Origin of the sequence: Acinetobacter sp. 742879 (assembly GCF_000588535.1) — a bacterium.
GTDB lineage: Bacteria > Pseudomonadota > Gammaproteobacteria > Pseudomonadales > Moraxellaceae > Acinetobacter > Acinetobacter pittii.
The window spans coordinates 296,358-308,733 of the sequence record NZ_JFYC01000001.1 but is presented as its reverse complement, the minus strand read 5'-3'; the positions used below and the strand labels follow the sequence as shown (position 1 = coordinate 308,733).

12 protein-coding genes are annotated in these 12,376 nt (G+C 35.4%); 9 read left to right on the top strand and 3 right to left on the bottom strand.

The features are described from left to right. Nucleotides 1–196: 196 nt before the first annotated feature. Nucleotides 197–742, top strand: coding sequence for a crossover junction endodeoxyribonuclease RuvC (ruvC, locus tag J690_RS06260; protein ID WP_002121356.1), 546 nt, complete (start codon nt 197–199; stop codon nt 740–742). Nucleotides 743–746: 4 nt separating this feature from the next. On the opposite strand, the gene J690_RS06255 is transcribed toward ruvC, so the two are convergent. Beyond that, nucleotides 747–2,207 carry a bifunctional ADP-dependent NAD(P)H-hydrate dehydratase/NAD(P)H-hydrate epimerase gene (locus J690_RS06255; RefSeq protein ID WP_032034806.1) on the bottom strand — a complete coding sequence of 487 codons (1,461 nt, stop codon included), beginning with the start codon at nt 2,205–2,207 and terminating at the stop codon, nt 747–749. A 26-nt stretch (nt 2,208–2,233) separates the two neighbouring features. Here J690_RS06255 and queG point away from each other — a divergent pair, with 26 nt between their 5' ends. Both queG and bioB read left to right on the top strand, forming a co-directional pair. After that, nucleotides 2,234–3,334 carry a tRNA epoxyqueuosine(34) reductase QueG gene (gene queG / locus J690_RS06250; protein ID WP_005069621.1) on the top strand — a complete coding sequence of 367 codons (1,101 nt, stop codon included), beginning with the start codon at nt 2,234–2,236 and terminating at the stop codon, nt 3,332–3,334. 87 nt (nt 3,335–3,421) lie between these two features. Continuing rightward, on the top strand, nt 3,422–4,411 hold the full coding sequence (bioB, locus tag J690_RS06245) for a biotin synthase BioB (protein WP_017386794.1): 990 nt from the start codon (nt 3,422–3,424) through the stop codon (nt 4,409–4,411). Nucleotides 4,412–4,459: 48 nt separating this feature from the next. On the opposite strand, the gene J690_RS06240 is transcribed toward bioB, so the two are convergent. Together J690_RS06240 and J690_RS06235 are read right to left on the bottom strand one after the other, a co-directional pair. After that, complete coding sequence (locus J690_RS06240) at nt 4,460–4,672, bottom strand: hypothetical protein (protein ID WP_032034803.1); 213 nt, start codon at nt 4,670–4,672, stop codon at nt 4,460–4,462. A 63-nt stretch (nt 4,673–4,735) separates the two neighbouring features. Beyond that, on the bottom strand, nt 4,736–5,086 hold the full coding sequence (locus J690_RS06235; RefSeq protein WP_017386793.1) for a hypothetical protein: 351 nt from the start codon (nt 5,084–5,086) through the stop codon (nt 4,736–4,738). A gap of 445 nt (nt 5,087–5,531) precedes the next feature. Here J690_RS06235 and J690_RS06230 point away from each other — a divergent pair, with 445 nt between their 5' ends. The 6 genes from J690_RS06230 to J690_RS06205 all read left to right on the top strand — a co-directional run bounded on the left by J690_RS06230 (nt 5,532) and on the right by J690_RS06205 (nt 12,315). After that, nucleotides 5,532–6,068: a fimbrial protein gene (locus J690_RS06230; RefSeq protein WP_005802369.1), complete on the top strand. Its 537-nt coding sequence runs from the start codon at nt 5,532–5,534 to the stop codon at nt 6,066–6,068. A 73-nt stretch (nt 6,069–6,141) separates the two neighbouring features. Beyond that, a complete protein-coding gene (locus J690_RS06225; protein WP_032034801.1) occupies nt 6,142–6,885 on the top strand; it encodes a fimbrial biogenesis chaperone in 744 nt (247 codons plus the stop codon). 55 nt (nt 6,886–6,940) lie between these two features. Then, complete coding sequence (locus J690_RS06220; RefSeq protein ID WP_032034799.1) at nt 6,941–9,481, top strand: fimbria/pilus outer membrane usher protein; 2,541 nt, start codon at nt 6,941–6,943, stop codon at nt 9,479–9,481. Then, nucleotides 9,478–10,497 (top strand): fimbrial protein, encoded by a 1,020-nt coding sequence (locus J690_RS06215; RefSeq protein WP_032034798.1) that lies wholly within the window; start codon nt 9,478–9,480, stop codon nt 10,495–10,497. The genes J690_RS06220 and J690_RS06215 overlap by 4 nt, the downstream gene beginning before the upstream one ends. Before the next feature lie 558 nt (nt 10,498–11,055). Further along, nucleotides 11,056–11,235, top strand: coding sequence for a hypothetical protein (locus tag J690_RS24440; RefSeq protein WP_002115975.1), 180 nt, complete (start codon nt 11,056–11,058; stop codon nt 11,233–11,235). A gap of 81 nt (nt 11,236–11,316) precedes the next feature. Beyond that, nucleotides 11,317–12,315, top strand: a complete 999-nt coding sequence (locus J690_RS06205; RefSeq protein ID WP_032034797.1) for an AraC family transcriptional regulator — start codon at nt 11,317–11,319, stop codon at nt 12,313–12,315. Nucleotides 12,316–12,376: the final 61 nt, after the last annotated feature.

Here is a 12,376-nt window from a genome sequence, read left to right as displayed (position 1 = left end):
TACCGATAAACTTTAATTCCAAAATTATAGATAAGTATTCCATTAAAATAGAATTACATCAAATGATTTTAAAGATATAAATTAGTTCGATAAAAACCGAAAAATAACCATTCATCGCAGCATTCTTTAAATTACGCATGCAGAACCTTTTTGGCTATGTAACAATACTCTCTAAACTATTTATATAAGTATTCACATGGCATTGATTATTGGTATTGATCCGGGTTCACGCTTAACAGGTTATGGAATCATTGAAAAAGATGGTAGTAAACTGCGTTTTGTTGATGCCGGTACAATCCGAACAGAAACTCAAGAAATGCCAGAGCGCTTAAAACGTATTTTTGCTGGCGTTGAGCGAATTGTGAAATTCCATGGTCCAACTGAAGCTGCGGTTGAGCAAGTCTTTATGGCTCAAAACCCAGACTCTGCCTTAAAATTAGGACAAGCCCGTGGTGCTGCCATAGCCGCATTAGTGAATTTAGATTTACAAGTTGCAGAATATACTGCCCGTCAAATTAAGCAGTCTGTGGTTGGTTATGGCGCTGCCGATAAAGAACAAGTTCAAATGATGGTCATGCGATTACTTAATTTGACGATTAAGCCTCAATCCGATGCAGCCGATGCTCTTGCTGCTGCCATTTGCCATGCTCATGCATCGGGAAGTATGAGCAAACTGTCTGTTTTAAATGCTTTAGGTGGTATGGCACGTGGGCGAAGTCGTTCTAGCAGTCGCAGACGTTAAAAATTTATTGATTTACGACTTGAATAATTGCCTGATTCATCTCAAAAGCCTGCAAGCCACGCATACCATTTTTAGCTAAAAGGTCTCCTGCTTGTGCATGAAGGGTAACAATCTCATGTAACGCAATATCTTGGTGGAATTGGGCTTTCAAGCTTGCAAGCATTCCTGCTAACACATCTCCCATTCCACCGGTTCCCATACCAGCATTACCTTGCGTACAGATATACAAATTATCTTCTAAAATTAAGCTACCCGCTCCTTTAAGTACCCACTGGCCTGCATATTTTTGTTGTAAGGCATAAATTGCAGCAATTCGGTCATTTTCAATTTGCGCTGTAGAGCAACTAAGTAAAGTAGCAGCTTCACCAGGATGAGGTGTGGCATAAATATGTGTATTTAACTTTTCAGGCTGCTTAGCCAGAAACCATAAAGCATCTGCATCTAAAACAACTTCTAGGCGTGTACTCTGATTTAACAAATTAAACCATTGTTGGTAAATCTGCTTTGCCCAATCGTCACGGCCTAATCCCATTCCAAAGCAGACTGCATCGACCTGAGATAGAATTTCTTTAATATTGTTTTCATCTAAAGCATTAATATCACGAAGCATAATATTAGGTGCCCGCGACAAAATGGCCTGATGGTGGTTGCGATGACAAACCACTGTCACTTTGCCTGCACCCGCATGAAAGGCAGCTTCAGCAGCCATAATAACTGCACCGCCCATTTGCTCATGTCCACCCACCACTAAAACATGCCCATAACTTCCCTTATGGCCAAATGCCATACGCTGAGGAAGTTTAATGTTTGTAGGTGACAAATAAGCTAAGGGTTTCAACTCGTGGTCTGTAGGAATTAAATTAATTAAATGAATTTCCCCCGCATATTCTTTTCCTTGTCCTGTAAACAATCCTGCTTTAAGACCTAAAACAGTGAAAGTATGATCAGCTCTCACTGCGCAAGGTAAGACTTGCCCTGTATTTGCTTGTAAGCCACTCGGTATATCAACTGAAATTTTTAGACCAGATTGTTCATTAAACTTTTGAATTACTTGTTGCCAATCTATATTTAATTCTCGGTTTAAACCTATGCCAAATAAAGCATCAATATGACAATCAAATGTTCTTTTAATATCAAAATTTGGATGAATTTGGGCTTTCATTTCTCTAGCAAATTGCGCTGCACAATGTAAATCGGTTGACTCACCCAATTGAGCTGCAAAGATTTCAACATGAAATCCAGCTTGTTTCAGATAAGTTGCTATAAAGTAACCATCACCTGCGTTATTGCCTTGTCCGCACCAAATAGCAATATTCTTAATAGCCCGATCTTTAAAAAGCTCAATAAGTTGCTGTGCAATTGACCAAGCCGCTTGCTGCATTAAACCTAATGAGGAGTTTTGCGCAGCAAACCAGCGCCGCTCCCATGCTCGAATATCATCGCTATGGTAAACTACCGCCTGCATATTATTATCCTCTTGCATTTTGGTTTATGACATCTTCCGACACATCACGCATCGCAGTGCAACAAATTGATCCACATGAATTAAAAGCATGGATCAAAGCTCAAGCATTAGACTTGGGTTTTGCTGATTGTGTCATCGCAAAACCAGATGCTCAAGAGCAAATGCCACGTTTTTTAGAGTATCTTGAACGTGGTTATCATGCAGACATGACCTATTTAGAAGAAAATCTAGAAAAGCGAGCTGATCCAACACTATTAGTGCCTGGTACAAAAAGTATTATTTGTGTCCGCATGAATTATCTTGTGGAATCTCCAAAGCCTCGATATGTACCTTTAGAGCCTAATTCTGCCATTATCGCCCGCTATGCACGTGGCCGTGATTACCATAAAGTCATGCGTGGTAGATTGAAAACGCTAGCAACACGAATTCGTGAAAAAGTTGGTGACTTTGAATCTCGTCCTTTTGCAGATTCGGCGCCTATTTTTGAAAAATCATTAGCCGAAAGTGCTGGAATGGGTTGGACAGGTAAACATACTTTGCTCATTCATAAAAAGTCAGGTTCTTTTTTCGTATTAGGTGAGCTATTTACATCACTCGATTTACCTTTCGACGAGCCTGCAACAGCACATTGTGGTTCTTGTAGCGCTTGTATTGATATTTGCCCGACGCAAGCAATTGTCGAGCCTTATATGTTAGATGCAAGACGTTGTATCGCTTATTTAACTATCGAATATAAAGGAATTATTGCTGAAGAATTACGTGCAGGTATTGGAAACCGAATATTTGGTTGTGATGACTGCCAGTTAATTTGTCCTTGGAATAGCTTTGCCAAAACAGCATCTATTTCTGATTTTAATCCTAGACATGGGTTAGATAATATTAGTCTGCTTGATATCTGGCAGTGGGATGAAGCCACTTTTTTAGCCAATACGGAAGGTAGCCCTATCCGCCGGACAGGTTATCAATCATTTAAACGTAATATTGCAATCGGATTAGGAAATGCTCCTTATTCAAAAGAAATTGTAGATCAACTACAAAATGGCAAAAATTTACATGACGAAATCGTCAATGTGCATATTGATTGGGCAATTGAACAGCAACTTAATCAACTTCAGCTATCAAATTAAAAAAATGATGTTTTTTGCCCTATAGCTTTAATACGAATTCTGTATGATTATGTATAGTGAATTAATGCCATCATCATGGATATGACAATGACTCTACGTAATGATTGGAATCGTGAAGAAATCCAAGCTTTATATGAACAACCTTTTTTGGATTTAGTTTTCAAGGCTCAGCAAGTACATCGTGAGCACTTCACTGCCAATTCAATTCAGGTCAGTACCCTTTTATCTATTAAAACGGGTAAATGTCCTGAAGATTGCAAATACTGCTCACAATCGGCACATTACGAATCAAAACTAGAAGCAGAAAAACGTATTGCTGTTGAAAAAGTGATTAGTGAAGCAAAAGCTGCAAAAGATTCAGGTTCTTCACGTTTTTGTATGGGTGCTGCTTGGCGTAACCCACATGAGCGCGATATGCCTTATGTGTTAGAAATGGTACGTGAAGTTAAAGCATTAGGTATGGAAACCTGTATGACTTTAGGCATGCTTAACCAATCTCAAGCAGAACGCCTAAAAGTTGCTGGTTTAGATTACTATAACCACAATTTAGATACATCTCGTGAGTATTATTCTCACATCATTAGTACTCGTACTTTTGATGACCGTTTAAATACCCTTGATTATGTTCGTCAAGCCGGTATGAAAGTTTGTAGTGGCGGTATTGTGGGTTTAGGCGAAACTCGTGAAGACCGAATTGGTTTATTACATGAACTAGCTACCCTACCAATTCATCCTGAATCTGTGCCAATCAATATGCTTGTTCCTATTGAAGGAACACCTTTAGCTGATGTTGAAAAGCTTGATGTTATTGAGTGGATTCGTACTATTGCTGTAGCGCGTATTATCATGCCGCATAGCTATATCCGTCTCTCTGCGGGCCGCGAATCATTAAGTGATTCAGACCAAGCATTAGCATTTATGGCGGGTGCAAACTCATTATTCTCTGGTGATAAACTACTAACCACACCAAATGCTGGTGAAGGTAAAGACCAAGCTTTATTTAATAAACTAGGTTTAACGGCTGAAAAACCAAAGCCAACAGTTGCTGATTTATCAGTAGATGCAATGAGTGCTTAACTCAAATTAAAAAATTTAAAAGCCCTGATGATTCAGGGCTTTTTTCATTTATATAGAAGTTACTAATATTCCGTAAGTAGCATTCAGAAAGGTTCCAACTCGAATAATATCTTTTCCTGCTGCATGCGTTACTGTGAATTCTTGGCTCAACACATCAAAATTAAAAGAATCAAAAACATCTTGATGATGTAAAAGCCAAGTCACCGTATCTGCTACATTATCATCCACAATATAAGTTAAGGCCTTAAAGTCTTTACTCATAAATAACTCTTAAAAATAAATTTTATGAATTTTATATGAGTTCACTCTACCTTAAAAGAAAATCTAAGCTGCTTTAGGATTTACTAACGAATGACCTGACAATAGACTTGCCAAGGCTTGAGGTGTAAATTCTAAAGAAAGCACATGATTTTTGAGATTGACTGAATGCTTACTAATTAATGGAAGTAAGCCATCTTCTGTTTCAAAGACATATTCATCTGCAATATTTAAGATACCTTCAAGGTTCGTCGTACTTGAAGCAAGATCATGGCTAAAGATGTCATAAATCGTTTGCAAGTTAAACGTTGTTTGCTGCTCCGTCGGATGCTTGATGAGATAATCCTTTAAAAATAAAACTAATTTATGAGCAAAGAAAAAGTAATTAGGTTTATAGCTATACTTCATAGTATTCATGGAACTGAACTCCAGATTATCTTTTATTGAATTACAACTAAAACAGTAGGAATTGAACCTTAAAAAATTCTTAAAAAATTAAATATATTTATAAGATATACACAAAACAATTTTATCATTCAAAAACAATAACTTAATCAAAAATATTAGATATTTATTATCTTAAATATTTTAAAATTAAATTAATTCAATACAATACAATCACTTAGATATTACTAATTTTTAAATTCTATTTTAAATAAAAACCAACTAATTATTTTACCAACTGATAAAAAATAATTTATTTAATTTTTATTAATAAAAACAATTGATCAAAATATATATAAATATAATGTTTTCCTTGTTTTTTGATTGAAAAGTGATATATTTCCTTCGCCTTACTTAATCAGAATAAACTTACTGAAAAGTAATGGATTTTATTTTAAAAAGCTATTCTGGGGATTTTATGAAAAAATTTATTTTTGTGGCGGCAGTTTCTCTCTTAAATATAGCAAATGCACAAGCAGCAGATGGCACAATTACTATTAATGGTCTTGTCACGGATAATACTTGTACTATTGATACTGGAGATAAAAATTTAACAATCAATTTGCCTACTGTTTCATCTCAAACCTTAAAAAATGCTGGTGATGTAGCTGGTCGTACACCTTTTCAAATTAATCTAACGAACTGTACCGCTGCAGGTAAAGTCGCAACTTATTTTGAACCAGGCGCAACCGTTGACTTTAATACGGGTCGTTTATTAAACCAAGCAACTTCTGGTGCAGCAACAAATGTAAATATTCAGTTACTTGGCAGTAATAACGCTGTAATTCCTTTACTTGCTACAAGCACAAATGAAACTCAGACGAATTCACAATGGGTAAATGTTTCAGCAGGCGGTAGTGCTGATCTTAACTATTATGCTGAATATTATGCTACAGGTGCTTCTACTGCTGGTACGGTAACATCGCAAGTAAAATACACGATCATTTATCAATAAACTTAAAAATGAAGCTTCTATTCATGAATAGAAGCTATCTCCTTCCTATTATTTATTATTGAGAATATGACTGATGCTTTTTCGTGGTCGTAAATTTTTTTGGGGATTAGTGTGTCTGCAAGTAGCGCTCACTACTACAGGCCATACTGAAATTGTTTTACATGGTACTCGTGTCATTTATCCTTCAAATGCACGTGAGATCATATTACAACTGAGTAATAACGGTACTGCCCCGTCTCTTGTTCAAGCATGGATCGATGATGGAAATGCAAAGTCAACACCAGATGAAACAAATGTACCTTTCATTATTACTCCACCAATTTCAAGAGTAGAGGCAACTAAGGGGCAAACCTTAAGGATTACAGCTTTACCTACTACATCTCAACTAAGCCAACAACAAGAATCTATTTTTTGGCTTAATGTTTTAGATATCCCTCCTAAACCTGAAGGGAAAACTCAACAAGGTCAAACCACAACAACCTCTAACAATTTTTTGCAACTCGCTGTTCGTTCGCGAATTAAATTTTTTTACCGCCCTATAGATCTAAAAGAAAATATTGATCAATTAAGTGACAAAGTCGAATGGAAAATAAATGATCAATACCTAATGATAAAAAATCCGACACCTTTTTTTCTTACTATTACCTCCATTTTTCAAGGAAGTGAAGGCCATAAAACAGACTTATTGCAACAAGGCTTAATGATTGCCCCTTATTCAGAGGATAAAATTAAACTAAAAAATAAAAACTTAGCAGATATGAGCTTTGTGTATATCAATGATTACGGTGGACGAGTTGAGCACCCTATAAAATTCTAACCTCATTGTATTTCTTAAGAAAATTTAAAACCTATCATGAGTAGGCTCTAGAACTATGTCTAAATGGTTTATACCTTATATATGTTTAAAAAGCCCCTTTACTTGGTATGTCGTCTCAAGTATTACGCTATTCATGTCTATGGCTATATATGCTGAAAATACTACTGATGTTCCACATTTTACAAAGGCTGAATTTGATAGCAATTTCTTAGTAGGTAATGCACAAAAAATTGATATAGCTCGCTTCAAATACGGAAACCCGATCTTGCCTGGTGAATATAGCTTAGATGTTTATATTAATGGTCAATGGCTGGGTAAACGGCGTATGCGATTTACTGCCTCAGCCCCTAACATAAATGCTGAAACATGTTTTACAGAGGCCATGTTGCTTGAATATGGGGTAAAAGCTAATATTCTAAGTCAACATGACTCTAATTCATCTCTTTCATGTAAAGCGCTCGCTTCATGGATAGATAGTGCTTTTTATGTATTTGATAGTTCCCGTTTAAGAATTGATATTTCGATCCCGCAAGTCGTCTTAGAAAAAAATCCGCAAGGCTATATCGATCCACATTTGTGGGATCGTGGTATTAATGCAGCTTTTTTAAGCTATAACGCCACAGCATATCGAATAGTCAATGAACAACATGCAAATAGTTATGCTTTTATGGGAACCAATCTTGGAGCAAATTTAGCAAGTTGGCAGTTTCGCCATAATGGACAATGGAAATGGCAAAGCCAATCTAATTCTCAATCTAATAATTCTTCTTATACCTCGACAAATACATATGTACAAAAGGCATTTCCAGATATCCATGGTGTTGTGACTTTAGGAGAATATTTTACTAATAGCGATTTTATTGACTCTTTGCCCTATCGTGGAATGAATATTTCAAGTGATGACCGAATGCTTCCAAATAGTATGCTCAGTTATGCTCCAAGAGTTCGAGGTTATGCCAAAACCAATGCAAAAGTCGAAGTTAGACAACAAGGTAATTTAATTTACCAAACCACAGTCCCACCAGGAAACTTTGAAATTAATGATCTCTATCCCACAGGATTTGGAGGTGAGTTACAAGTTTCGGTACTTGAATCTAATGGAGTAGTTCAAAAATATTCTATTCCATATGCTTCTGTAATTGAAATGCTACGTCCTCAAATGAGTCGATATTCATTCACCTTAGGACAATTTCGAGACCCAAACATTAAGTTAACTCCATGGCTAATACAGGGTAAATATCAACGCGGAATCAATAATTACCTTACAACTTATAGCGCAATTCAAGGAACACAGCAGTATTTCTCTGTATTGTTAGGTACAGCTTTTTCAATGCCTATTGGCGCTATTTCTTTTGATGCAACACATTCAAATGCCAATTTTTCTTATCAACCTAAAATGACAGGGCAAAGTTATCGTCTAAGTTACAATAAGTTATTTTCTCCAACGCATACTAACTTAACACTAGCAACTTATCGTTATTCAACACAAAACTATCTCAAACTACGTGATGCAATTTTGATTCGGGACTTACAAGAGCAAAACATTGATAGTTTTTCGGTAGGTAAGCAAAAAAGTGAATTCCAGCTTAATTTAAATCAAGCTCTTCCAAACCAATGGGGAAATTTCTATTTAGTAGGTTCGTGGACAAACTATTGGAACCAGTCTACTACTAATAAGCAATTCCAATTAGGTTATAGCAACCAATTTAAAGATTTAACTTATAGTTTCTCTGCAATTAATAGTGAAACTATTGAAGCTAGCGGGCGAGCTAACCAAGATACTCAATATCTCATTTCTCTATCCTTTCCCTTAGATTTTAAGAAAAGCTCTTTAAATTTTAATAGTCTTATAAGTGAAGATAGCCAAATTCTGAGTTTTAGCGGTTTTACAGGAAACCGGTTGAATTACGGCGCATCAATTTCCAGTCAAAACCATGGGCAAACGAATCTCAATATCAATGGCAACTATAAGACAAACTACACAACATTAGGTGCTTCTTTTAGTTACGCTGACTCATATCAACAAGAAATGCTTAACTTGAGTGGCAATATCGTTACTCACTCCCAAGGAATTCTGTTTGGTCCAGATCAAGCTCAAACAATGGTTTTAGTTTATGCACCAGATGCAACAGGAGCACAAGTCGGTAATACACCAGGCCTCAGCATAAACAAAAAGGGGTATGCGGTTATCCCATATGTTACGCCTTACCATATGAATGACATTAGCCTTGACCCACAAAACATGTCTACACAGGTTGAGCTAGCTGAAAGTAGCTTACGTATTGCTCCCTATGCAGGCTCAATCACTAAAGTTCAATTCACAACAAAAAAAGGTTACGCACTTTTTATCAGCCCGACCACTTTAGATGGCTCACATTTACCTTTTGCCGCACAGGTATATAACCAGAATAACGAAGTAATAGGTATTGTTGCGCAAGGCAGCCGTATTTATTTACGAACCCCCTTAACCCATGACCTTCTATATGTGAAATGGGGAGAAAGGAATACTGAAAAATGCGAACTTGAATACGATATCACGGATCAAATAAAGCATAACAATCAATCAATTATTATGACAAAGGCAGTCTGTAAATGAATAAGATTTTAAAAAAAATTGGATTTTTGGCAGCGAGTCTATTTGCTTATAGCCATACAAATGCAAATTGTAATTTAAGTAAGGGATTTACCACCGTCGATATCCCGATGAATATTGGTAAAATCGTCGTAAAACCGACTGACCCTATAGGGACTATCTTACAAAGGAATACTTTTACGATTTCTCCCAATAATTCCACTGCAACATGTAGTCGTGCTAGTGATCAAATTATTGCGGCTCTCCCCTTAAATTATCCAGTTAGCCCAATAGGTAATAATGTATATGCAACCAATATTCCCGGTATTGGTATTCGTCTTTATCGTGAAGCAGCAGATGCTTCAGATTTTTCTGGGTATTACCCATATAGACGTACTTTAACCCCAAATACTGCATATACCCTTTCACCGGGATATTTTGTTATGGAAGTTATTAAAACATCCATGATCACAGGTTCAGGAGCATTAGTAGCAGGACGTTACAGCACCTATTATGTATCAGGTCAACAAAACCGACCATTTTTAACTACTACAGTATTAAGTAATGCTCCTATTTTGATCGCGTCTTCATCATGTGAAATTCAAAATGGTGTAGATATACCTATTCAACTCCCGACTGTTACAAAGTCAGGTTTTAAAGCGATTGGTTCAACACAAGGCGAGCAGAGCTTTAATCTATCGATTTTATGTAACGGCGGCGAAAACAACTCGGGGATAGCAACAAGTAACACCATCAGCTTAAGTTTTGACTATAATTCTGATCCCAAAAATAATCAGGTCATTAATAATAGTGCAGCAAACTCAACCAAAGCCAATGGTGTGGGTGTAGAACTATTATGGAATATGAATGGTGCCACTACCCCAATTCAAAAAACAATAAAACAAAATATAGGCACAGTCAGCTCTAATCAGACTATAGAGTACGATATCCCCTTAACTGCTCGTTACTATCAAACAGCGGCTAATGTAAGCGCGGGTGAGGTTACGGCAACAGCAACTGTAACTATTCAATATGATTAATTTATCTCTAAAAATTTATTAAAAATAATTAAGCTTAGCTCAGCTAAATAATCTTAAAATTTAACGGTTCAAAAATTTTGTAGTTATATTAAAAAGTCACATAAAAAAATGCTCATAAGCAAAAATAGCAAATGAGCATTAGTGATAACCACTTAACCTGAAATACAAATTGTGGGAAATAGATCACAATTTGCATAACTATAATTCCAAAATTTAGCTTAAAAATCAAGTCTTTTTTTTAAAAAAAATTTAAATAACCACAGTAAACTATTGTTTTATATTAATTAAAAAATTAAATTTATTTTTTACATTCCTATTTTATAGTGTTTCTAAAGAATTATCATTCTATTAATTAATAAAAACTTAATTTTAAGAAATAATGAAAAAAATTGATTTATATGGCCTAAAAATAATTTATTTATTTTTCAAAAGCTTAATAAAAAACGAATTTTATAAAATTATAAAGAATTACATAATCTATAATAAAAAAAACATAAATAAATTTAGAAATCCCCTTCAATTACAAACAATATTCTTAGGCTTTTATCAGAACGTAACATGCTCATTTTTTGGAAAATATTATGTATTGTTTTACTAAGTCTAGGAGCTACAAGTATAGGTTACGCGATCAGTAAAATTGATCTTTTTCTTTTCCTCATAGGGCTACTTTTACTAATATCTTTTATTTTAGCTTTAAAACAGGCACGTGAAGATGCAGGCTTTTTTTCTGATCAATGAAATTTATAGGTAAGAATATCGTATTAACAATAAATTCATGATTGAATGCATTGTACAACTTTCTGGATATTTATAAAAAACATGTCAAAAAATTCTTCCGATGCTGGAATTTTTTTATGGATGACTTATCAAACTATGCAGCAAATGGGATTAGATGCAGCATCTATTTTTGCAAGTGTAAATTTACCCAATCAACCGCCCGATAAAAATATTCGTAGAGACAATTCTACTCAACAGCGATTTTGGACAGCGGCAGAAGAAATAAGTGAAGATCCTGATATTGGTTTGCATGTAGGTAGTCAAATGCCTGCTTTCAGAGGTTTAGTTATTGAATATTTATTTTTAAGTAGTTCTACTTTCGGTGAAGGTTTACAACGTGCTTTAAGATATCAGGACCTGTTAACCGATGTATTTAATCTTTCTTTAATTGTTGAAAAAGATATCGCGTTATTAGTAGGTTTTGAACACCCTGTAAGACATTATCTTGAATGTGGTATCGGTATTTTTCTTAATTTTTTTAAATATATTACAAATAACGAGTTTAGGCCTAGCCAAATTACATTACCTTATCAACAAGGTGCTTCAGCTAATAATTATCAAGAAGCTTGGAAATGCCCGGTAATTTTAAACCAAAAACAAGGCGCTATAATTTTTCCTAGTACATTATTGAATAAAGCATCACCAGCTGCTGAACCTGAATTATTAAAAATTCATGAAACAATTGCTGAACAGCAACTATCAAACTTAGAAAAGCATCAACTTGTTTATGCGATTGAGCGCTTGCTCAGCAATGGTTTACTTGAATCTGGTCAATTCGATCAAAAATTTATTGCTGAACAATTAAATCGTAACCCACGTACCCTTCGAGCTGATTTACAAGCAATTAATACTAATTACGAGAAAATTTTAAACCAGCATCGAGAGAGGCTTGCAAGACGTTTACTTGCAAACACCAAAGAAACCCTTGATCAAATTGTTTATTTAACTGGCTTTTCTGAACCCTCTGCATTTACACGAGCTTTTAAACGTTGGACTGGTGAAACTCCAAGCGCATATCGCCAACGCAAACAAAAGCAATAAAATTGATTTTATAGGCAGTTCTTGGACTGCCTATAAAGTCAAAGCGATAAAACTTTCTTAT